The following is a 24,373-nucleotide window of genomic DNA, read 5'->3' as shown; positions in this document are numbered from 1 at the left end:
AAAACTACATTGAAAAAAGAAAAAGAGCAGGTCCATAGATCTGCTTTTATTTATGAAAAAATAGTGGTAGAATGAGGTAAAATATTTGATTGGGAAAATTGAATTAATGGATGCAGCACTAGTAACTATAGCAGGTACATTGATTATCGCTTTGGTAAACTCATTTTGGTTAAACCAAAAACTAAATAAGCAGAAGCTAGAGTATGATAAAACTATTGAAGAATATAAACTTGCATTGGATAGGCGCAAGAAGGTTTCTTCAATGTATTATGAAAAAAGAGCAGAACTAATTATTCAGCTCTATGAAAAGATTTCAGTTTATTATTCTAATCTTTTAGCTATGAATAAAGGTTTAATAGCGTTTCAAGAAATGATTTTTGAAAGACCAGAAGCATATGATGAATTGTATCATTCTACTTTAAAGTTAGAAAAAGATGTGGGAAAGCAAATCCTGCTTGCAAGTCTATACTTAGGTGAAAAAACAAGTGAAGAGTTAATGTTTTTTCAGCATAGGTTGGGAAACATATCTAACTCAATGGTGGATGTTTATGAAGAATACAAGCGGATAGATAAGAAATACCTTAAACGTTCAGAGGATGAGAGTGAAGCTAGCAAGTTCTATTGGGAATATTACCAAATTTATAGTGGTCAGGATATACATGGGAATGTAGAGTGGCTAGATGGCAAAGGTTCTAAAAAAATCTTAGATTTTAAAAAAACACTCAAAAATGCAATACTCAGTGAAGAATAAGGCAGGTTAAAAACCTGCTTTTTTGTTTATAAAAAATGATTATTTAGAAAGAGAGGAAATCATTATATTATTAAAACTCAGTAAAAAGGGTAAAGGTGAAACGATAAAAAAGCCTTCTAACGAAAAACCACCCGAACTTAAAACGGTATCCGCAAAACAAGCTGACCGATTAATACAAGGTGTTGTTGGTGGTGTGGTTATTTTAAATATTGCTCTGGTCATACTTATTGCAAGTGGCTATAAACCAACACAGAAAGTAGTTCATGTTAGTGATAATGCTACAAAATCTACTACAAACGCAAGTGTAGACTGGCAAGCTAAGGTTTATTTGGATAGTTTTGTAAAGCGTTACTTTAATTTTCCTGAAGAAGAAAAAGCACAGGAAAGAACGGTTAAAGCCCTCAATACTTACTATGGTCAGCCGTTGCCAGTTATTAGTCAAGGACAGGTTTGCAAGCCTTCTAAACTTAAGAATGCAACGCTAATGCGCTTAACAAATGACGAAGCCACTTATAAAGTCAGTTATAGTGCTGGGAAAACGACTACAAAAACGGTCAAAAAAGGTAAAGGCACGACAAAACAAAATATTGTCACTTACCATGATGAAACAACCATGTTTACAGTGCCTTATATTAAAGCAGGGTCAAGTTATTATGTGTCTGACCAACCTTATTTTACAAGTTTACAGGATTTACAGGCAAAGGCAAGCCAGATTCCAACGAAAACATTTTCGGATGCGGATGATAATAAGCCTTCTGTAAAAAAAGCTTTAGATAAGTTTACAAAATCTTTATTCACAGCTTATACAACTGATGGAGATACCTTGAAATTAATTTCAGATGGGCTTACCCTTAACACAAGTGAGAAGTTTAAATCACTTGATCAAAGTGTGTATAAAGCTAAAGGAAATACTTATGAAGCAACGGTGCAGGTTACGATGGAAAATGCACTAGGAACACATGTAGAAAATTACCGCTTCATCATAGAAAAACAAAAGCAGTCCTATTTTGCGACTGAATTTAAGCATACTTTACCTGAAGGTAAAACAAATGAATAGGAGAAAATAATGAAAGCATTTTTAGTTAATAATGTCATGTTTGGAGAAATTGGATTAAATGGTGGATGGTCATGGTTCCAGCAACAAGGGCAGTATGCAGTATGGATGATACTTATCTTTCTTGCAGGGAAGGAATTTTTGGGGCGAAAATATGGGAAAATGGCAATTGTTATTGTCTTCGGTGCTTTCCTTGCGCTTGTAGTCAATAATCCAGCAGGTATTTTGACACCTGTTGGAAATCTCGTGAAAAAACTGCTCGGTTTATAAGCTAGAAGGGAGGCGGTATGTCTGAGCAAAGTAAACGAAAAGAAGTGCCTAAATATTCTTATAAGCTTTCTTTAGACCAGCCATTTTGGATACAACAACTGACAGATAATTTTGCATTAAGAAAGGCAGTCCGCCTTTCTTTATTTGCTTATTTCTTCATCTTATTTATCCTTTTGTATTTTACGCTTGGCAAATTGATTCCTTATTTTCAATGGGGAGTAAAAGCAATGCTTATTGGTTTTATTTCTTGGCAAATATCAGTTAAAATTTCAGATTTACGCCCTGACGATAAATTGCCACCTGTTTTTGTGTGGGATTTTTTCGTTTATCAATTTAATTATGGGATGAAAAATATTGAAATATATAAAGGTCAAAAATATGAAAAAGAAGCTTTAAGAAATGCGGATGAATTTATGGAGGATGGTGAGAATTGAATAAAGTTGAAATAGAAAATCGAGTGATTTCGATTCATGATAATTTAGCACTTCGAGATGATGGCTCAGTTATCGCAATGTATGAAGTGCCAGCATCTATTATTTCAAGTATGGATGTTGAAGGAAAAATCAAATTTAAAAAAAGGACAGAAGCCGTATTTGCGAGTCTCGCTCCGAACTTATCGTTTGATATAGGAATGCTTCCTGTACCAATTGACTTGGAAGAGCGGTATAGTGCGCTTTTAGAAGACTGTGAAGAAGATACTTATGAGATGGCGTTGTATCTGTTGGAAAAATCGAGTGATGACCTGTATAGCTCAATTGGTCAACTAATCAACTATAAATTTTTCATGACCATACCGCTTAAGTCATTTGAGATTACAGGTGATTTAAAGCAAATGCTTGGCGATGCGTGGGGGCGGTTACGTCAAAAAGCAGTATCTGCTGTAAGTCGTACACTGGAATTTGACATCAAATGGTTTGAAAACTATGAAAAAGTCAATAATGATTTGGAAACTAACCTTGCTTTAATACAGGGGCGTAAGACAACGCAAGCAGAAACAGGCTTCTATCAGCGAGTAGACTATTTACGGGGGCTTTATTATCACCGAGACGAAGAAGTTGCTTCTATCAAATCCAGTGTTCAAAATATTGATGACACGGTGGTTGAGCCTTTGGCAAATGGTGTGTTAGGACTTAAAAATAGTTATGGGAAAAGTCTTGTGAAAATACTTCCAATAGCCAATATGCCCAATGTAGTGAATAACCTTCATTTGGTTGAACATGCCCAAAAATTACCGTTTCCTGTTGAGCTTCATTGGAAATTTCATTTTTCTAAAATGAAGGGAGCTTTTTCTTTAGCTGCGAAAGGAGAACGTGCGTCTGATCGGATTAAAGAAAATCAGATTGAAGCTTATGAGAATGGTTCTAATCAAAAAACATCTCTGGCGACAGCACGAATTATCCTCGATGAAATGACTGATGGAGTGGATGCACATGAACTTTTCGTGAATTACATGGCTTCTTTTGTGATTACTGGTCAAAGCATGAAGGAAATTAATTATTATAAAAAAATTATCCAACAAGATATTGGTGATTTAGGTGTTCAAGTTGTTTCGGGGATGTCTGACCAACTCTATTTTTTCTATAAAAACCGTTTTATTGAACAACTTGAAGAATCCGATAAATACTGTATTCAAGCCATGAAGCTTTCCTCGGCTTGTGAGAATCTCTTTTTTACCAGTCAGAAAATAGGTTCGGACATTGGTTTTACTATTGGTCGGATTGACCATGCAGTTGAATCTTGGGCTGGAGATTATAAAAAAGCTCTTGCAAGTTCAACACATCCCGTGTTCCTTAATCTATTTCAAGCGAACAAGCAAGGAATTGTAGGTAAAATCACAGATAACCCACACTTTGCCATTGTGGGTGAAACAGGGGGCGGTAAATCATTCTTGACCAAAGGGTTATTTACGTGTCACTCTCTTTTGAAAGCTTTAACGCTTTATATTGACCCTAAAAATGAAATGAAAGCACAATATATGAAAATTAAAGCAAAATATGAAGCTAATTTTCCGAAAATGGAAAAGGAAATTCAAGAAGCACGTGAAGCGATTCAAGATGATGAACAGCTTTATTGGGTGATTAAGGGAATTGAATACAAGTATTATAAACCTGTTGTAGATTATATTAATACGATTCATTTTGTTTCATTGGATGCGAAAGAAAAGAGTAATCATGGAGCACTTGACCCGTTAGTCTTTTTACATGGCGATGCTTGCAAGAAAATTTCTGTCAAGGTTACGGAAGAGCTTTTGGGTGAGAAATATACGAAAGAGGATAAGTTTGAGATTGCTTTTCTTGAAAGCTTAGATGAGGTCATGGCTGAGCGAGAACAAGGACAAAAGGTCGGTTTGCTTCATGTCTTTGAAAAATTACTTGCATCAGAAGATGAAATGATTAAAACCCGTGCTAATCTTGCTCTACGAAAAATTAAAAACTCTCAAATGGAACTTGTCTTCTCACACGGTGAAAATCCAGCAGTAGATATGGATGCTCATATTACTGTGTTAGGAGTAACAGGTTTAAATCTTCCTAAAGCAAATGAGAAGATTACCAGTGACCATAAAGAATCACTGATTGTGATGTATGCTTTGGGAGAGTTTTGTCGTGAGTTTGGCGAACGTGACCGTACCAAAGAAACGATTATTTTTGTGGATGAAGCATGGTTCTTTAACAAGACAGCAATTGGTGCTTCTATTTTAATGTCTATGAAACGTGTGGGACGTTCGCAAAATAATTTCCTAGGTCTAATTACTCAGTCTATTGATGATGTGAAGACAGAAGACGATTCGACAGCTTTTGGTACAATCTTCGCCTTTAGAGAACCTAATGAAACAGATAAAGTATTAAGTTACTTTAAACTTCCAGTGGAAGAAGAAACACAAGATTGGTACGATAATATGACGAAAGGGCAATGTATCATGCGTGATCCGTTTGGTCGAACAGCTCGCATTACAGTTGATTTCCAACTTCCAGAGGTAACGGTTCTCTTTGATACGGTCGAAACTAAAATGAAGAATACAAGGATGGTGGCTTAATGAAAAAGAAGGTGTTATTACTTATGGGGTTAGTTGTCTTTTTCTTTAGTTTTTCTCCATTAGTACAGGCTGAAGGTACGACGTCATCCTCTTCATCTAATAGTGAACTACTTACACCTCCTATAAGTGATAACATGGATGATTATTCTAGTTCAGATTCTCCAAGTAAAACGATGAGTGAAGCGAAAAAAGAAGAAGCTAGAAAAGATTTAGACAACTATACCTCTTATATGTATGTTAACGATAAAGGTATAATTACGCCCTCGATGAATGCAGGCTTACAAACCTTTTTTGTTCGTTCACAATTTTTTGTGACAAAAACGATTTATCGCTTTGTTAATTTTGTTAATCAGGGCTTGAATGGTAATTCTGTCATCAGTACGTGGCGAACAGCACTATTTGATACTGCAAAATCTATTTATAGTAAGTTTATGACCCCTGAATTGATTCCTGTTGTTGCAATAGGACTGATTTCAACGCTTCTCTATTATTTTTTACACAAGCGGATGATGGAAGGACTTAGAAAAGTTTTCTTAGTTATTGTCATGACGACCTTCTTTGTTTATGGAGGAAACAGCCTTGTTGAAAAAGTTCATGGCGCGATGAATGATGTGACGACAAGTGTCGTCAAGACTATTTCAGTGGCTGGTGTGTCTTCAACAGATAAGAATGATTTATTTACAACAATGGTAAAAGTGCCCTTTCTCTATCTTAACTTTGATGGTGTAAAAATTAATAATGATGGCACAAGTAATGTAAAACAGGATGATATTGACCGTCTGCTTACTTCAGATGATGATAATGATGAATTAAAGAGTATTCAAGAAGATTTGAAAAACAGTCATCTGACGGTTAAAAAGTTGGGTGATAAAGTTTTAACTGCTTTTGGAAGCGTAATTAATGCGCTTTTATTGGGTGCAATCTACCTTTTCTTTTCAGTTTTTTCTTTCTTTATGGATTTCCTCTTTATTATTTTAGTCTTTATCTTACCTTTTGCATCGATTGCCTCCTTCTTTCCAGCATTTGATAAAACTATTCTTGATTGGGGGAAGACAAGCTTTGGTATTCTGATTCTTTCAGGACTAGGTGTCTTTGGCACAGCATTTATTGGCTTGTTTGATGGGCTTGTTTCAATGGTGCTAAGTGGTCTTTTGGGAAGCAATTACTTCTTTGTGACAATTTCCAAAATTGGTCTTTACATTTTTGCCTATAAACATCGAGCGAAAATATTACGTATTTTCTCCGCTCATCATATGGGGCAAGGTAAATTTTCGGGGCGTTTGGATAATCTGTTGGCGGGTGCGAAACAAAAAACAGTGGGCGCTCTAAAAGCTCCAGTCTTAGCAGGTGTTACAGGAGGGATTACTGCTGGGATGATGGCAGGCTCATTTCTTAAAGACAAAACCACAGCAGGTACAGGTTCAGTGCGCCATGGTTGGGATAATCAGCGTTATAATCATACACTAGATAAACTTAACAAAGCAGAACCTGGCACTCAAAAAGCTCAAACGCTTAGTCAACGTGAAGAAAAGCTTCGTGGAAAAATGGGAAGTAGACAGGATCGTTTTAATAATCGAGTGAATAAAAAAGAAAATAGTCTTCGTACAAAATTCCGTCAAGCTTATACAAAACAACGCTTGGGTGGTGAAGAAAGTGAAGCCTATAAAAAACTACAAGCAGAACAAAAGAAAAATCCTAATAAAATTAATCAAGTTAAAGCCATGTATGATTCAACGAATAAGAAAGCTGAAGAATATCTGAAGAACAAGGTTAATCAATCTGAAAAAGGAGAAACCAAAACCAAAACAGAACAATTGAAAAATGTGGATGCTATGATGAAAGAAAAATCAGTAGTTCCAAAGGATAAAAAACCTAAGGAGGAACTTCCAAAAGCCACACCATCCGCAGATAAAAAGATGACACCCTCACCAATTATGAAGGAAGTTGAAAAGAAACCAAAGGTTTTACATGGTAATCAAACTCCCAAAGCTAATTTCGAACCTAAAAAGAAGAAAATAGAACCTTGGGAAAAAGATAATGAAAATCCTTTTACTCAAAAAGTGCCAGAACATCCTTTTTTAGTAGATGAGAAATAGTAAAAATAATGGAGATAAAAATGAAAAAGCGACTTAAACGGAAGGTCTTAATTTACAGCCTTCCTTTTTTAGTTCCTTTACTTATCATCCTTTCTTTCTTCTCTCTTTTTGCAGCATCAGATGACGAAAGTTCTAGTGCAGATGCTAATATAAATGACCCACAAGTTCAGACAGCGCAAATTATCTGGGATAGAGTATTAAAGGAAGGGGGAACAAAAGAAGGAGCAGCTGCTCTTTTAGGTAATAACCAAGTAGAAAGTCAGCTTCAACCGTCTGTTATCCAATCTCATGCAAGTTTTGATGAAAAGAAAGCAATGGATGCCAGTGTGGGAGGTTATGCCTTTGGTTTAGCGCAATGGGATAGTGGAAGACGTGTCAATTTATTGAACTATGCTAAAAGTGAAAAGAAAGCATGGACAGATGCGCAATTGCAAGTAGAGTTTATGTTTGAGCATGATGGTTCGGATACAGACTTGCTAAAGAAATTAGTTAAAGGAAAAGACCTCAACCAGACTACTGAAGCTATTATGCGCAAGTGGGAGAGGGCAGGTGCAACTGATAGCTTAAATCAACGTCAAGCGTATGCGAAATATTGGTATGATACCATGACCTCAGGAACCTCAGGAGGAAGTTCAGGAGGGATTACGCCAGATGTTCCCGCTGGTTGGAAACTTGATAAGCCTATTAATACAAGTGGCTATCTTGCAACAAGCTATGCTTATAAACAATGTACTTGGTTCACTTGGAATCGAGCAAGAGATTTTGGAATTACATTTGGTATGTATATGGGAAATGGCGCTGATTGGCAAAATCAGGCAGGCTATACGGTAACGAACACTCCAACCCTTCATAGTGCTGTTAGCTTTAGCGGAGGACAAAGTGTTGGTGGTCAATGGAACGCAGACCCTATATACGGTCACGCTGCTTTTGTGGAGGCTATCCATTCAGACGGTTCAGTTTTGATTTCACAATCAGGAACAGGTTTTAGAACAGAATATACCTTCCAAGTCTTAACTAAAGCACAAGCTAGTCAGTACCACTACGTGATAGGGAAATAAAAATAATATGTCAAATAGGAAAAAGCGGTAGTTAGTTATGATGTTTGAAAAATTTAAAGTAATTTCTACAAACGCTAGCAAAGTGTTTACATTTGCACCGATTTGTTATATAATGTTAGTAAAAGAAGTGAAGGAGGAAAACAGATGAGTGTGATTCAAGTATCCGCAAGGGTTGATAAAAACCTGAAAGAGGAAGCACAAAAAGTGCTTGCTAAACAGGGGCTGGATATTCCGACAGTAATAAAAATGCTTATTACAAAAACAGCTTATGAGCAACAAGTTCCGCTTATGTTAACCTCCTCACCATCAGTGAGTTATCCAGAAGGCTGGTTTTCAGCAGATCGTGTAGAAAATAGAAATAAAATAGCTGGTATGACATCACAAGTAGAAGCTAAAACGCTTGATTTTTCAAAGAAGAAAGATATTGAAGAATTCTTTGATGAAGATTTTTCAGAATATGAGGATTTGTTCAGTGGAACTAAGTGAGCATACAGTAGTAATTGCTAAAATTACATATGCAGACGGGACGGGCTCGAAAGTTCGTCCTGCTTTTGTTATTAAGTTAGATGGTAATTTGGTTAAGACTTATCGGATTACAAGTCAGTATGAGCAGAAATCAGATTATATTAAGAGCAAGTATTTTGAGATAATTGATTATATAGAAGCGGGCTTAAGGAAACGTTCTTGGATTGACACAGTACAAGCTTATAACATTAATGTCAACGAAACAAAGATACGAGTTATAGGTTACTTATCAGGAAGAGATGAAGCACGACTTCGAGATTTTTTGGAACAAGTATTATAAAAGCGAAAAGGTTGATAGAAAATATCAACCTTTTTTTGTTTGTTCAGAAAGGAAAAAATGTTAGAACTTGCTGAATTTAAGAGTGCTGAATTACGTTCAGAAGATAGATTAGAAGAACGATACGCTAGTTTCGATAGACGTTTAAGAGAAATGGAAGCAGAGCTTGAATTATATCCTTATGCAAGGCTGACGGAAATTATTGCATGGGCAGAACATTTGAAAATTTGTGTCGGTAAATTAAGGGTAATTCGTGAGTATAGTATAGAAGCTTCACAAAAAGAATGGAATAGATTGGAAGATTCTATGCTTGATTATGTCAGGATAGATAGAGCATTTATCAGTATTCTATCAAAACATATTCTTTATCTTGCGAAGTTGGACGAACGATACCGCCAAAGGCTCTACATTTTTACTAATAAGTTGGATAACAGTGTTCGTTACTTGAAGTCTTATATAGAGGATTTAGAAAAGCAAGGTTTCTCCTTGTCAGGAATACTTGCGGAAAGTAGAAACTTAAGTGATATGAATTGGTTAAGTATCACAAATTATTGAGGTAAATTGAGAATAGATGGAATATGTAGCGAAAACAAGATTAGAAAAAATACTCCAAAATTCAGAGATAAAGACTGTGAATACTCGGTGGGGTAAACTTGAATTAAAAATTTCTTGTAGAAGATTTCGAGTGTATGGTCAATTAGTAAATGCTTATAGTGAAGTCAATAATATGTTTTTTATATTGCTCCTGAAGATGACTATGCGTTTGGAATTATTGAATATGAGAACTACATGGAGATAGAGGAATAAATAATGATTTATGAAGTAAATATAAAGTCGAACTTTGACCGTTTACAACAGGGAGTTAACACACGTACGGCAGATATAGAAATTGCTATAATTAACGCACAAACAAAAAAATTGTTTAAGTGTTTTTCAATTTCACCCGAAATTATTCGAGATACTGAAACGGATTATTACTTTGAAATTGACTTTAGACGTTGTTATATTGGAAGAGAAGAAGGTAGGATTTTATCAAAATTAGGTGTACAGAAGTTTAGTAAAAATGAAATTTATTCTAAAGATTTAGAAATTGAACTCAATTATGAGTAATTGATTGAAGAAGCAAAGGGCAAGAGAAATCTTGCTCTTTTTTTTTATTTTAAGGAGAAAAAATGACTGAAAAAAAATATGGAACTAAACAAGAAATAGTAGAAATGTTTGGAGTAAAAAAAGGAACTTTAAATAATGATTTAACAAAAATGAGGAGGAATCCGAAATTTGCACAATATGTAATTAGAAAAAGTTATAAAGTTACATTAGTGAATGTTGTTGGATATGAAGAATTTATTAAATATTGTGAAAGACTTCAGGCAATAAATTAAAAATGTTAGAATAGAAGTGTTCAAATCTTCTAACATGGATGAAAGGATATATTAGAAGATGAAAATATCAGAAGATGGAATAAAGTTTTTAGATCCATTTTTTACTGAAGCAAAGAATGGAAATCAGGTATGGCATTTAAAATATTGGAGTGAACCAATACAGGCGTGGCTAATTGTGACAAAGACTGTTCCAAAGGGGAAGCATACTAAAAAATGTCCACCAGAAGTATATAACTATTTAGAAAAACGAGTACGAGAAAAGGTATATAATTATTCTGAATTAAAGACTAATGTAACAGTATCAGAAGCTCTTAGTGAATGGTTGTCCAAAAGAAAATCGGAGGTAAAGGAGGGGGTGATTTCTGAGGGTACCTATGAATGCGATATAAACTATACTAGAGATTTTAAATCTGAATTTGGGCGTTGGAGTTTGAAGGGGATTAAAACTGTTCACATAAAAAAATATTTTGATGAATTTGTTGTGTTCAGGGGGACACCTAAAGAGCGTAAACCTTCTACAAATTCACTTAGAAATATTAGGTCAAGAATATTATTATTTTTTGAGTATTGTTGGCTCGAAAAAAATTATATCCAATCTTCTCCTATGTCAGCACTTCGTATAAAAAAGCAAAAGAAAACAGAAGCAGAATATAATAAATTAAAAGATAAATGTTTTTTCTCTGATCAGATGGAAGTATTATTAAATCATATGAAGGAATATGAAAATACACAAAATGCTAAACGAGAGGATTGTATTAGAAAACGACTCTTTATAGAGTTTACTTATCTCAACGGAAATAGATATGGAGAAGGGGCAGGTTTAAAATTTTCCACAGTAAATCATGGTGGAATTTGGATTAAAGACCAATATAGTAGAAGAAGTTCGGTAAAGAATCCAATCAATAAACAGACTAAGACTATAAATTCTAGAAGAATAAAAGCATTTGAAACAGATGACAATAGAAGTAAGGAAATTATTCAATGGTTTTTAGACCATAATAATTCGGGGATTAATAAAGATTATATTTTTGTTAGAAAAAACGGTCATCTCTTATCAGATGATACAATGAATAGATACTTACATAGATTTGAAAAATTAATGCCTGAAAAGCTTCCTAGTTCATTTGTAATGCACTCGTTAAGACATTCTTATATCACAAGAAGAGCTGAAGCAGGAGATACGGAAACGGAAATTATGGCAAAAGTTGGGCATGTTAATCCTAACTTAGTTCACACCTTGTACACTCACGTGAGAGATACTCTGAATTTCAACGAACAACGTCAGTTTGAAAAGCAACCTAGATTACTAAGAGTTGGAAAAAGTGCTTAAAACTAACCAAAAACTAACCAAATGTTGAGGAAGATAAGGGAAGATTGAGGAAGAATACTATTAAGTGTAACTTACATAAAGGTTCATTTAAAGAGAATAAGGAAGAACGGGGAAGATTCAAGCAAAAACAGGGGAATTATGGTATAATATACGCAAATTTTGGGAACGATATCGAGGGAAATAATTAACTATGAGTAGAATGATGCCAGCGCGCGTAAGGAGTGAAGGAATTGCCTTATACAACCAAGGGTTCTTGGAAGATCCAGTGGAAGTAGATTTCAAACTTTCAGTAGAAATTGATGGGGAACAGGTAGTTTATGACTTAGATGGTGCGCAGGATAATTGTACTTGTACAATTTTTCAGCAAAATCATCGCTATTGTAAACATATTGCAGCCGTAGAAGAATATTTAAAGAATAAAGGTCCAGAAGTTTCAGAGCCACATAAAAACGAATCAGGAAGCATTGAGCGACCACTTTATACCGAGAATGTGGCTTTTTTGAATGCCATAAATGGTGAAACGTCTCTTAATTTTAATGCTGATCAATATTCAATTGAAGTGCTAGTTGAGGATAATAGTCAGCTCTATGACCATTTTTCAATGGATTACTTTTTATATTTTGATCTCCGTTTGAAGAGTGAAAAATTAGGGCGTTCTTATGTCATTAAAGATATTCCCTATTTTTTGCGCGCTTTAAAAAATTATAGTCAGTACTCGTTGGGATCATTGCACTATATTGATTTATTTTTCGAACATTTTGATGAAGCAAGTCAAGATTTTTTGAGCTTCCTTTTAAAAATTGATGGAAAATCAGATGAAGCTTTAACGCGCTCACTCTATATTAAAAATGGTCGTTACCTCAATATCCCTTTTTTATTTTTGGAAGAGGCAATGGACTTAGTTTCTGCTCTGGCGCATCATCAGCTCAAAATTGCGGGAAGTCCAGTTAATTATTATACGTTCATTCCTTTAGATAATGAATCTGAGCTTTATCGGTTTGTGGTAGAAAGCCAACAAGATTATATTGAGTTAAAAATGCTTCACGAAGATTATCATAATTTTTATGACTATGCTTTGTTGTATGCTGATCATATTTTTTATAAAGTTACCCAAGAGCAACGCCGTTTACTTCTAGTTTTAAGTAAACAATTTGCTCAGGAAGCATCCATTAAATTTTCATATAGTGATAAAGATAAGTTAGCCCAAGCCTTACAACAGTTAGCTGGACTAGGTCAGGTAATTGCGCCAGAACATTTTGTAGTTAAACCTTTTGATGCAACCTTTTCTTTTGAAATGGTAAGCCAAGATACTTTGAGTCTGGGGATTCGCTTTGATTATGGTAATTTCTTCATTGATAGCTTCCATGACTTGGAAACTTTGGAATTTTCTCGGGATTTGCGCAAAGAGCAAAAGATATTTGCGCTGATGGAGCGTTTTGGTTTTCCAAAATCTTTTAATTCCACACTGACCATCCCGTCAGCAAAAGAAGCTTCTACTTATGATCAAATGCGAGCACTTACGGAGACATTTTTTATAAAAATCCTTCCTGCTTTTCGTAAGGTGGGTACTGTTAGGCTATCTGAAAATCTTGAAGAACTGAAAATGGACGAAGTACCGGATATTCACATTGATAACAGTGGTGGGCTTTTAGATATTTCCTTTGATTTACCTCAAGTTGGAGAGAATGAATTTGCAGAAGTAATAGCGAAACTCCAAGAAGATGCCGAATTTTACATCAGTGAAAGTGGGAAATTTTATCATTTTGACGAAAAATTTGATCACTTGAAATCAGCACTTCATGAACTAGATGATCAATTTACCCTTAAAGGCAACCGACTTCAAGTCAATGTAAATAGAAGTTTTCAAGTCTCAAAAATATTTGAAAACATCAAGGGTACGTCTTTTTCAGAAAAATTCAAATCCCTTTATCAACATTTGACACACCCAGAAACTTTCCCTTATGAAAAACCTGAGCATGTTAAAGCTGATTTGAGATCGTATCAGGAAACAGGGGTACGTTGGATGAGTATGCTGAGTCATTATGACTTGGGAGGGATTTTAGCGGACGATATGGGACTGGGTAAAACAGTCCAAGCCATTACCTTTTTATTGTCAAACTTAAAAGAAGGCGAACGAGCTTTAGTTACGGCACCAGCTAGCTTAACTTATAACTGGGCTAGTGAATTTGAAAAGTTCACTGATGAAGATAATTTTGTTGTTGTTGATGGTACCAAAACGGAGCGCATGGAGCAACTTGAGAGTGATCGCCAAATCTTTATTACGAGTTATGGAAGTTTTCTGAAGGACTTCGAAGCTTATCAAAGTAAAAAATTGAACTATCTTTTGCTTGATGAAGCGCAGGTGGTTAAAAATTATAGCAGCAAAACCAACAAGGCATTAAGCGCGCTCAATGTAGAACATACTTTTGCTTTATCGGGAACACCATTGGAAAATCGGATTGAAGAGATTTGGGCGATATTCCAAGTAGTAATGCCTGGTTTCTTACCTAAACGTGAAAAATTTAATAAAATGGCACCGTCCTCAATCTCACGTTTAATCCAGCCCTTTATCATGCGTCGTAAGAAAGAAGAGGTACTCCAAGAATTACCAGAAAAGATGGAAATCACCTTATATAATCAATTAGCGGAAGATCAAAAAGTCATCTATCTCGCCCAGCTTGAGCTGATGCAACAGCAGGTCATGGAAATGGATAGCGCAGCTCTATCTCGCTCACGGATAGAAATTTTGGCGGGAATTACACGGTTAAGACAGATTTGTAACACGCCAGCCCTCTTTATGGAAAACTATTCAGGCTCATCTGGAAAATTAGAACGATTGCGTGAACTTCTAGCTCAAATCAAAGATTCTGGACATCGACCACTAATCTTTTCACAGTTTACGAAAGTTTTTCCTTATATTGAGGAATTGATGGAAGAGCAAGGGATGGCAAGTTACAGACTGACGGGCTCAACACCAATCAAAGACAGATTGTCTATGGTGCAGGCGTTTAATGCTGGAAGTCGAGATGCTTTCTTAGTTTCACTTAAAGCTGGCGGGGTAGGGTTGAACCTAACCAGCGCAGATGTAGTTATTTTGGTTGACTTATGGTGGAATCCTGCGGTAGAAGAGCAAGCTATTGCGCGTGCACACCGGATGGGACAAAAGAACACGGTTGAAGTGATTCGAATGATTACTCAAGGGACGATTGAAGAAAAAATCATGGAGATACAAGAGCGCAAGAAAGATTTGATTGCAAATGTCCTTGAAGGAGATGTGGTCGACAAAGTGCTCAGTGAGTCAGAAATTCGGGAAATTCTCGGAGTTTGACTTTAAAAAACGGCGAAATTAAGCTATAATGATAATGGAATCATATTATTTTGGCCTAACACTTACTGGAATAAGCATTGAGCTAAAATGAGGAATGAGGTTCTCTTGCTATTGATAAGAAGTGATATGAAGCTCTACTGACAGCATCGTCAGTGCTTTCTGCTTGTTTTAGTCAGAGAATGATGATTCAAAAAATTTGAAATAGAATAATCATAAATGAAATAAATAAACTAAAAAAGTAGGGCAAAAAATGGTAGAAAGAAGAGTTACATTTCCAATCATCGGGGATGATGAAAGTCTCCAAAAAGATACTCGTGTGATTTTTACGAACCAGCAGTTGCTGACGAGAAATCCGAGCCTTCAAGATGAAGCTTCGATTGGTGGGACGAAAAGTCCAGCAAAACCAGAAACAAAGCGTTCTGAAAATTTCAAACCGTATAAGGCAAAAACGAGTTTTAGCACGCAACATCGTCCTTTGAGTTCGAATCACAGTGGGGTCAGCTCTTACGATAAAATGCCGAAAAAAACGAGCGTAGATGAATCAAAAGAACGAGCAAAACGAGCTGCGGCAACACTTCCAAAACCTCCTAAGCAATATGTATCGCCCTTGGAGCGTGATAAAGAAGATTTGTCAGTACGTCGCTCAACCTCAGCCATTTTAAATAAGCGTCCTTCTGTAAATGATAATCCAATTCAGGACATGAAAAAACGGGGCATGAACGTTTCAGATGCTGTAGCGAAAGATCCCTCAGCTATGAAAAAAGCTACGCCACATGGCGCAACAACGGAGGCCCAAAAAGGGAGTTATTTCGAAAATAAACGGAAGAATATTTTTGACCGAGGAATTGTTTAGACTATAGAATACTGTTAAAACCCACTAAGAGGGACTTAACTTTAGAACTGATGGTTCTGTCAGCAAATGTTGGCAGAATCATTTTGAGCAAAATACACTTTAACTGTAAGAAAAGAAGGGAAATTTCTATCATTGATTGAGTCGTTAAAAGAGAATGTTGACTTTTTTAACGGGGCTCTGATAAGTTGAGCGAAGGTTTCACTTATCTGCTGACAGCTCGGTCAGAAGCTGATGGAATATTTTAACATGGAAAAAACATATCATTTTACCGGAATCAAAGGCTCTGGCATGAGCGCACTTGCATTAATGTTGCATCAAATGGGCAAAAAAGTTCAAGGATCAGATTCAACAGATTATTTCTTCACGCAACGTGGACTTGAACAAGCAGGTGTTCCTCTTTTACCTTTTGATGAGAAGAACATTAAACCTGAGTTTGAACTCATTGCTGGAAATGCTTTTCGTGACGACAATAACGTTGAAATAGCATTTGCGCATAAAAATGGTTTTCCTTTCAAACGTTACCACGAATTCTTGGGCCATTTCATGGAAGATTTCACAAGCATTGGGGTAGCGGGAGCTCACGGTAAAACGTCAACAACGGGTATGTTAGCACATGTGATGGCGAATATTGTCGATACTTCCTACTTGATTGGGGACGGAACAGGACGCGGGAACGCTCAAAGTAAATATTTTGTCTTTGAATCTGATGAGTATGAGCGCCACTTTATGCCTTATCATCCTGAGTACACCATCATGACAAATATTGACTTTGACCATCCGGACTATTTTGAAGGAATTGAAGATGTCACGGCTGCTTTTCAGGATTATGCTAATAATATAAAAAACGGTATTTTTGCTTATGGTGAAGATAGTAACTTACGTAAGTTGACTGCAAAAGCCCCAATTTTCTATTATGGTTTTGAAGCAAATGATGATTATCGCGCAGAAAACCTTATCCGCAGTACACGTGGCTCTTCCTTTGATGCCTTTTTCCGTGGCGAAAAAGTAGGACACTTTGTCGTGCCGGCTTATGGTAAACATAACGTTTTAAATGCTTTGTCCGTTGTTGCAGTTTGTCATAATTTGGGCTTAGATATGACGGAGGTGGCAGATCATCTTTTGACTTTCCGCGGAGTGAAGCGTCGTTTCACAGAAAAGAAAGTGGGCGAAACAGTAATCATTGATGACTTTGCTCACCATCCTACAGAAATCGAAGCAACTCTAGATGCTGCTCGTCAAAAATATCCAGACCGTGAAATTGTTGCAGTATTCCAACCCCATACTTTCACAAGAACAATTGCCTTTGCTGACGAATTTGCTAGCGTTTTAGACCATGCTGATACGGTTTATTTAGCACAGATTTATGGTTCTGCTCGAGAAGTAGATCATCATGAAATCACTGCGCAAGACTTGGCAGATAAAGTTCGTAAACCAGCTAAAGTGATTGAACTTGAAAATGTTTCTCCTTTGTTGGACCACGAACGTGCAGTTTATGTCTTTATGGGTGCGGGAAATATTCAAAAGTACGAACTGGCTTTTGAAAAATTACTTAGCCAAATTTCTACAAATCTACAATAAAATAAAAAACACACTGCATATGGCTCAGTGTGTTTTTTATTACTGACCGGTCTGTCAGTAAGATGAGCAAGTAAAAATCCAAGCCACATAAGGTGACTTGGACTAAAGGGGTTTATGAAGAAATTATTTAGGGAGTAAAAACATTATAAATGTAATCGCTTAACTGAGCCTTAACGGACGATAATTTTAACCCATTAAAATATATTTTATTTCTGCTGTGAGTACAGTAGCATCTTTTTCAGAAGCACAAATAACTAAAAGCGTATCTGCTCCAGCGATTGTACCTAGAATATCAGTACGACTATCACGCTCATCATCAAGAGCATTGGCTAGCAAATCTGCTTCGCCGAGCTTAGTGCGAATAACTACTAACGCTCCTACAGAGGTTGCCGAAATGACAAAGTTGTAAAAATACAGGTGGAGATCTGAATTTATTTTATCATTTCCAGAGGTCAGAAACGAGTAGAAACTTTCGCCTTTATCTCGTTTCTTAATAATATTTAATTTTCTAATATCACGGGAGAGGGTGGCCTGTGTAACTGATACACCACGTTCTACCAATAAATTTTGTAACTCTTCTTGGGTAGAAATACGGTTATTAGTCACGATATCCTTAATAATTTCTAATCTTTCGTCTCTTTTCATAGCATAATTATACCATATAATATCAAATATATTGACAAAATTAGTATTTTTTCTGTATAATTGGTAAATGGATGAAAAACAATTAGTAAGCCAAGCACTGTCCGCTGCTCTTGATGGTGCCCTTGGAGTTGACCAAATCGCAGCTATTATCGAAAAACCTAAATCATCAGATTTAGGTGATTTAGCATTCCCCGCTTTTCAATTAGCTAAAACCCTCCGAAAAGCTCCTCAAGCCATTGCTGCTGAACTCGCTGAAAAGATAGATGCTAGTGGGTTCGAGAAAGTTGTAGCTGTTGGACCTTATGTCAATTTTTTCCTTGATAAAAATGCAACCGCCTCTGGTGTGATTCATGAAATTTTGACCACTGGAGAACATTATGGTGACGAAAATATAGGCGCAGGCGGCAATGTGCCTATTGATATGTCAGCGCCAAATATTGCTAAACCTTTCTCAATTGGACATTTGCGTTCAACGGTTATCGGGGACTCCATCGCCAAAATCTATGAAAAATTAGGTTATCAACCGATCAAAATCAATCACTTGGGTGACTGGGGCAAACAATTTGGTTTGTTGATTACTGCCTATAAAAAATATGGGGATGAAGCAACAATCACAGCCAATCCTATTGACGAGTTGCTGAAACTTTATGTTCAAATCAATGCTGAGGCTAAAGAAGATCCAGCAGTTGATGAGGAAGGCCGTGAATGGTTCCTTAAAATGGAGCAAGGTGATGAAGAAGCGCTTCGCATTTGGAAATGGTTTTCTGATGTCTCATTAATTGAATTCAATCGAATTTACGGGAAATTGGGTGTAACATTTGACCACTTTATGGGCGAAAGTTTCTATAGTGATAAAATGGATGCCATTGTTGAAGATTTAGAAAATAAAAATCTTCTACATGAATCAAAAGGTGCTTTGATTGTTGATCTTGAAAAATACAATCTTAATCCTGCCTTGATTAAGAAAACAGATGGTGCTACCCTCTACATCACGCGTGATTTAGCGACCGCTGTTTATCGGAAAAATACTTTTAATTTTGTAAAATCACTCTATGTAGTAGGTGGAGAACAAACGAACCACTTCAAACAATTGAAAGCAGTCTTGAAAGAAGCGGGCTATGACTGGTCTGATGATATGGTCCATGTTCCTTTTGGCATGGTCACACAGGGCGGTAAAAAATTCTCTACACGTAAAGGACACGTGGTTAAGCTAGAAATGGCGCTTGACGAAGCAGTCGAACGTGCTGAAAAACAAATTGATGAAAAAAATCCAAACCTAGCGAATAAAGAAGAAGTAGCAAAACAAGTTGGTGTTGGTGCGGTGAAATTTTATGACCTGAAGACCGACCGTAACAATGGTTATGATTTTGATTTGGACGAGATGGTTTCTTTTGAAGGTGAAACGGGACCTTATGTGCAATATGCTCATGCACGGATTCAATCCATTTTGCGTAAAGCTAACCGTCCAGTTAATCTTGATAACCTTGAGCTTAAGATTTCAGATGCTGAGGCTTGGGAAATCGTGAAATATCTGAAAGACTTCCCAACGATCGTTAAACGTGCTGCTGATAACTATGAACCTTCTGTTATCGCTAAGTATGCCATTTCATTGGCGCAAGCATTTAACAAATATTATGCTCATGTACGTGTCTTGGAAGATAACGCAGAATTGGACTCACGCCTTGCGCTCATTAGTGCAACAGCAACAGTGTTGAAAGAAGCGCTACGGTTACTTGGTGTGGCTGCCCCTGAAAATATGTAAAATTAAATGAATATCTTGCTGATGAAAATATTAATTTTTATCAGCAGGGTATTTTTTTTACATTTCATTTGATACAAAAATCACAAAAATGTATTCTAAGAAAACAGTGAGAAACAGCATGGTTAAGCAAGATTTGCATAAAACGTGAAATTGTCAGAATATAAAAAAAGATAAAAAAGGAACAAAAGCCATAAAATAAGCATTGTTAGCGCTTGACAAAAGTAAGGAGTAGATGTATAATTTCCTTGTAAACGATTCCAATAATACTAAATTGGATTAGGAAAGGATACCCAAAATGAACAACGGAATTAATGTCAATTCAGAAATCGGGAAATTAAAATCAGTGCTTCTCCATCGTCCAGGTGCAGAAGTGGAGAATATCACACCTGATACAATGCATCAGTTACTCTTTGATGATATTCCTTATCTCAAAATCGCCCAAAAAGAGCATGATTTCTTCGCTCAAACTTTGCGTGATAATGGAGCTGAAACGGTATATATTGAAAATCTTGCAACTGAAGTATTCGATGCTTCATCAGATGTGAAACATGAATTCTTGGATCGCCTCTTGCACGAAGCCGGTTATCGTCCAGGACGCACGTACGATGGATTAACCCAATACTTATCTTCTATGTCTACTAAAGAAATGGTTGATAAAATCTACGCGGGTGTTCGCAAAAGTGAAGTAGATATCAAACGTACAGCACTTAGCGATATGGCAGGATCTGATGCTGAAAATTATTTCTACCTCAATCCTTTACCAAATGCCTACTTCACACGTGACCCCCAAGCTTCAATGGGTGTCGGAATGACCATTAATAAAATGACTTTCCCAGCTCGCCAACCAGAAAGTTTAATTACTGAATATGTGATGGCTAATCATCCACGTTTCAAAGACACTCCAATCTGGCGCGACCGTAACCATACCACGCGTATTGAAGGTGGTGATGAATTAATTCTTAACAAGACAACAGTAGCTATCGGGGTTTCAGAACGTACCTCATCTAAAACAATTCAAAATCTCGCTAAAGAGTTATTTGCAAACCCACGTTCAACATTTGATACAGTATTGGCAGTGGAAATTCCTCATAATCACGCAATGATGCATTTGGATACAGTCTTTACAATGATTAATCATGATCAATTTACTGTCTTTCCAGGAATCATGGATGGTGCAGGAAATATCAATGTCTTCATTCTCCGTCCAGGTAAAGATGGTGAAGTAGAGATTGAACGCTTGTATGATTTGAAAGCTGCGCTCAAAAAAGTCTTAAATCTCTCAGAACTTGACTTGATTGAATGTGGTGGTGGTGATCCAATCGCAGCGCCACGTGAACAATGGAACGATGGTTCAAATACACTTGCCATTGCACCAGGTGAAATCGTGACTTACGACCGGAACTATGTAACCATTGAGTTATTGAAAGAACATGGAATCAAAGTTCATGAAATTCTTTCAAGTGAGCTTGGTCGCGGACGTGGTGGTGCACGTTGTATGTCTCAACCACTCTGGCGTGAAGACTTGTAATGAACAAGCTCATTTAAAAACGTATAAAAAATATTAGGATGATTCGAAAGTTACTGACAGCTCTGTCAGTCAATCAAAACAAAGAAAAGGAAGAAAATAATGACATCACCACTTATTACAAAAGCAGAAGTAAATTCAGTATTCCAAGGTCGCAGCTTACTTGCTGAAAAAGATTTTACACCAGCTGAAATTAACTATCTTGTTGATTTTGGGCTTCATTTGAAAGCATTGAAACAACAAAATATTCCTCACCACTACCTTGAAGGTAAAAATATTGCCTTGCTCTTTGCAAAAACTTCAACTCGTACGCGTGCTGCCTTTACAACTGCTGCAATTGACCTTGGTGCTCATCCAGAATACCTTGGTGCTAACGATATTCAATTGGGAATTAAAGAATCAACAGAAGACACAGCTCGCGTGCTTGGTTCAATGTTTGATGCGATTGAACGCCGTGGCTTCTCTCAAAAAGAAGTTGAAGATTTGGCAAAATACTCTGGTGTTCCAGTTTGGAATGGTTTGACAGATGATTGGCATCCAACACAAATGATTGCCGACTTTATGACTGTTAAAGAAAACTTTGGACATCTTAAAGGTTTGACATTAGTCTACGTAGGTGATGGTCGTAACAACATGGCAAACTCACTTATTGTAACTGGTTCGATGCTTGGTGTAAATGTTCATATTGTTGCTCCAGATTCACTTCATCCTTCTCAAGAAGTGATGGATATTGCCAATAAATTTGCTGAAAAATCAGGTGCTAAACCTCTTGCAACTTCAAATATTGAAGAAGGTGTTAAAGGCGCAAACATTATTTACTCAGACGTTTGGGTATCAATGGGAGAATCTAACTGGGAAGAACGTGTTAAACTTTTGACACCATACCGTATCACAATGGATATGCTTAAAATGACTGGAAATGCTGACAATGGTCAATTGATCTTTATGCACTGCTTACCAGCATTCCACGATACTGAAACTGAATATGGTAAAGAAATCAAAGAAAAATATGGTTTGACAGAAATGGAAGTGACTGACGAAGTATTCCGTTCTAAATATGCGCGCCAATTTGAAGAAGCAGAAAATCGGATGCACTCTATCAAAGCCATCATGGCTGCAACTTTGGGTAATCTCTTCATCCCAGCAGTTCCAGAAGATTTTAAATAAGAAGAAACAGAAAGAGGAGCTTTGTTTGGCTTTACTGACAGATCTGTCAGTAGCTGACGAAAAACTTTGATTGACAACTATTTACAGCAGTCTAAAAGTTCTTTAGGCTGCTTTGATAGTTGACATCATCGAAAGGATTAATATGGAAACAGAAAATAAAAAGGGTATAGGGCTAGCAGCCCTCGTTGCAATTATTGTTTCTGGCGCCATCGGAGGTGGGGTGTTTAACCTCTCTAACGATTTGGCAACAAATGCCTCACCGGGTGGCGTAGTCATTTCTTGGATTGTGATTGGTTTTGGGATTTTGATGCTCGTTTTGTCACTCAATCACTTAGTTATTAATAAACCCGAACTTTCTGGGGTTTCAGATTATGCACGTGCCGGCTTTGGTAATATGGTCGGGTTTATCTCTGGTTGGGGTTATTGGTTATCTGCTTGGGCTGGTAATATTGCTTTTGCGGTTTTAATGATGACCTCCGTTGATTACTTCTTCCCAGGTGTTTTTCAAGCCAAAAATGGGTCACTGACCATTCTGTCAGTAATTGTTGTTTCAATTGTTTCCTGGGGATTGACCTTACTTGTTATGCGTGGTGTAGAAGGGGCAGCGGTCATTAATGCCATTGTCCTTGTGGCAAAATTGATTCCACTTTTTGTCTTCGTAATTGCAGGGATTGTAACTTTCAAAGCAGGTGTCTTCAGTGCTCATTTCTGGCAAAACTTTGTGGCAAATACAAATGCTGATGGGGTCATTAAGAGTTTGACTTGGACGAACATGACTGGCGGTGATTTATTCAGTCAAGTCAAAGGATCGCTCATGGTTATGATTTGGGTCTTTGTCGGAATCGAAGGGGCAGCCATGATGGGTGACCGTGCAAAACGTAAATCAGATGCCGGTAAAGCCTCAATCCTTGGGTTAATTGCCTTGTTAGTAATCTATATCTTGCTCTCTTTATTGCCCTTTGGTTTTATGAGTCAACAAGAATTAGCCAATACAGGACAACCTGGTTTGGTTCACATCCTAAATGCCATGGTCGGTGGTTGGGGTGGCTCACTCATGGCGATTGGTCTTGTGATTTCACTTTTAGGTGCATGGCTTTCTTGGACAATGCTTCCAGTAGAAGCGACACAACAACTGTCTGATCAAAAATTACTTCCTAGCTGGTTTGGTAAACTTAACGCAAAAGGTGCACCAAGTAATTCCTTATTGCTCACTCAATTAATTGTTCAAATTTTCTTGATTGTCACTTACTTTGTAGCGGATGCTTATAACGTCTTCGTCTATCTTTGTACAGCAGTGATTATGATCTGTTACGCTCTGGTAGGACTTTATCTCCTTAAATTAGGTATCCAAGAAAAACATGCTAAAAATATTGTGATTGGTTTTATTGCAGCAGCTTTCCAAATTTTGGCATTGTACTATTCAGGTTGGCAATTTGTTTGGCTCTCACTTATCCTTTATGCGGTTGGTTTTATACTTTATGCCTTGGGTAAAAAAGAGTATGGCAACAAAATGTCTGGTGCTGAATTGGTAGCAACTATTGTTTTAACGGTCTTAGGTATTCTCGCTGTATTTGGTGTATATGGAAACTGGCTAGGTCTACAAGATGCTCTGGGCATTGATGGCAATACCTTGTTGGTGGCTGTCGTACCCTTGATTGTTGTGACATTTATCGTATACTTTGTGGTACGAAGCGATATCAATAAAAAATCATTAAAAAATTAATTAAGGAGTAGAGAA

21 protein-coding genes are annotated in these 24,373 nt (G+C 36.7%); 20 read left to right on the top strand and 1 reads right to left on the bottom strand.

Features of this window, described 5'->3' with window-relative positions; all coding sequences use genetic code 11:
- Positions 1–106: 106 nt before the first annotated feature.
- From JW886_RS09630 to murC, 16 genes are all read left to right on the top strand, one after another.
- On the top strand, positions 107–751 hold the full coding sequence (locus JW886_RS09630; protein WP_205871980.1) for a hypothetical protein: 645 nt from the start codon (positions 107–109) through the stop codon (positions 749–751).
- Between the two features lie 22 nt (positions 752–773).
- A complete protein-coding gene (locus JW886_RS09625) occupies positions 774–1,808 on the top strand; it encodes a conjugal transfer protein (protein ID WP_205871979.1) in 1,035 nt (344 codons plus the stop codon).
- 9 nt (positions 1,809–1,817) lie between these two features.
- A complete protein-coding gene (locus JW886_RS09620) occupies positions 1,818–2,075 on the top strand; it encodes a TcpD family membrane protein (RefSeq protein WP_241003765.1) in 258 nt (85 codons plus the stop codon).
- A 17-nt stretch (positions 2,076–2,092) separates the two neighbouring features.
- A complete protein-coding gene (locus JW886_RS09615) occupies positions 2,093–2,509 on the top strand; it encodes a TcpE family conjugal transfer membrane protein (protein ID WP_200406919.1) in 417 nt (138 codons plus the stop codon).
- Positions 2,506–5,109: an ATP-binding protein gene (locus JW886_RS09610; RefSeq protein ID WP_205871978.1), complete on the top strand. Its 2,604-nt coding sequence runs from the start codon at positions 2,506–2,508 to the stop codon at positions 5,107–5,109. The genes JW886_RS09615 and JW886_RS09610 overlap by 4 nt, the downstream gene beginning before the upstream one ends.
- Complete coding sequence (locus tag JW886_RS09605; protein WP_205871977.1) at positions 5,109–7,205, top strand: hypothetical protein; 2,097 nt, start codon at positions 5,109–5,111, stop codon at positions 7,203–7,205. The genes JW886_RS09610 and JW886_RS09605 overlap by 1 nt, the downstream gene beginning before the upstream one ends.
- Positions 7,206–7,225: 20 nt before the next feature.
- A complete protein-coding gene (locus tag JW886_RS09600) occupies positions 7,226–8,263 on the top strand; it encodes a phage tail tip lysozyme (RefSeq protein WP_205871976.1) in 1,038 nt (345 codons plus the stop codon).
- A 144-nt stretch (positions 8,264–8,407) separates the two neighbouring features.
- Positions 8,408–8,749 (top strand): type II toxin-antitoxin system RelB/DinJ family antitoxin, encoded by a 342-nt coding sequence (locus JW886_RS09595; protein WP_205871975.1) that lies wholly within the window; start codon positions 8,408–8,410, stop codon positions 8,747–8,749.
- Positions 8,736–9,068 (top strand): hypothetical protein, encoded by a 333-nt coding sequence (locus JW886_RS09590; RefSeq protein ID WP_200406924.1) that lies wholly within the window; start codon positions 8,736–8,738, stop codon positions 9,066–9,068. Before JW886_RS09595 ends, JW886_RS09590 begins: the two co-directional genes overlap by 14 nt.
- A gap of 57 nt (positions 9,069–9,125) precedes the next feature.
- Positions 9,126–9,620 (top strand): hypothetical protein, encoded by a 495-nt coding sequence (locus JW886_RS09585; RefSeq protein WP_205871974.1) that lies wholly within the window; start codon positions 9,126–9,128, stop codon positions 9,618–9,620.
- A 255-nt stretch (positions 9,621–9,875) separates the two neighbouring features.
- Positions 9,876–10,175, top strand: a complete 300-nt coding sequence (locus JW886_RS09580) for a hypothetical protein (protein WP_205871973.1) — start codon at positions 9,876–9,878, stop codon at positions 10,173–10,175.
- Between the two features lie 62 nt (positions 10,176–10,237).
- On the top strand, positions 10,238–10,447 hold the full coding sequence (locus JW886_RS09575) for a DNA-binding protein (protein WP_205871972.1): 210 nt from the start codon (positions 10,238–10,240) through the stop codon (positions 10,445–10,447).
- 58 nt (positions 10,448–10,505) lie between these two features.
- Positions 10,506–11,777, top strand: coding sequence for a tyrosine-type recombinase/integrase (locus tag JW886_RS09570; RefSeq protein WP_205871971.1), 1,272 nt, complete (start codon positions 10,506–10,508; stop codon positions 11,775–11,777).
- 190 nt (positions 11,778–11,967) lie between these two features.
- Positions 11,968–15,105 (top strand): DEAD/DEAH box helicase, encoded by a 3,138-nt coding sequence (locus tag JW886_RS09565; protein WP_205871970.1) that lies wholly within the window; start codon positions 11,968–11,970, stop codon positions 15,103–15,105.
- A 250-nt stretch (positions 15,106–15,355) separates the two neighbouring features.
- A complete protein-coding gene (locus JW886_RS09560; RefSeq protein ID WP_075525942.1) occupies positions 15,356–15,958 on the top strand; it encodes a hypothetical protein in 603 nt (200 codons plus the stop codon).
- A 246-nt stretch (positions 15,959–16,204) separates the two neighbouring features.
- Positions 16,205–17,536, top strand: coding sequence for a UDP-N-acetylmuramate--L-alanine ligase (gene murC, locus JW886_RS09555; RefSeq protein WP_200407546.1), 1,332 nt, complete (start codon positions 16,205–16,207; stop codon positions 17,534–17,536).
- Positions 17,537–17,722: 186 nt separating this feature from the next.
- Here murC and argR read toward each other — a convergent pair whose 3' ends face one another.
- Positions 17,723–18,181, bottom strand: coding sequence for an arginine repressor (gene argR, locus JW886_RS09550; protein WP_075525940.1), 459 nt, complete (start codon positions 18,179–18,181; stop codon positions 17,723–17,725).
- Positions 18,182–18,248: 67 nt separating this feature from the next.
- Between argR and argS the strand changes: the two genes are divergently transcribed.
- The 4 genes from argS (at position 18,249) to JW886_RS09530 (ending at position 24,358) form a co-directional block, all read left to right on the top strand.
- Complete coding sequence (gene argS / locus JW886_RS09545) at positions 18,249–19,943, top strand: arginine--tRNA ligase (protein ID WP_205871969.1); 1,695 nt, start codon at positions 18,249–18,251, stop codon at positions 19,941–19,943.
- A gap of 295 nt (positions 19,944–20,238) precedes the next feature.
- Complete coding sequence (gene arcA / locus JW886_RS09540; RefSeq protein WP_075525938.1) at positions 20,239–21,471, top strand: arginine deiminase; 1,233 nt, start codon at positions 20,239–20,241, stop codon at positions 21,469–21,471.
- Between the two features lie 99 nt (positions 21,472–21,570).
- Entirely contained in the window at positions 21,571–22,635 is a 1,065-nt protein-coding gene (argF, locus tag JW886_RS09535; protein WP_075525937.1) for an ornithine carbamoyltransferase, read from the top strand.
- A 142-nt stretch (positions 22,636–22,777) separates the two neighbouring features.
- Positions 22,778–24,358 carry a basic amino acid/polyamine antiporter gene (locus tag JW886_RS09530; protein ID WP_075525936.1) on the top strand — a complete coding sequence of 527 codons (1,581 nt, stop codon included), beginning with the start codon at positions 22,778–22,780 and terminating at the stop codon, positions 24,356–24,358.
- Positions 24,359–24,373: the final 15 nt, after the last annotated feature.

The sequence above is a fragment of the Lactococcus taiwanensis genome (genome assembly GCF_017068355.1).
GTDB lineage: Bacteria > Bacillota > Bacilli > Lactobacillales > Streptococcaceae > Lactococcus > Lactococcus taiwanensis.
Note: the sequence above shows the minus strand (reverse complement) of the source record. Positions and strands in the feature narration are given on the sequence as shown.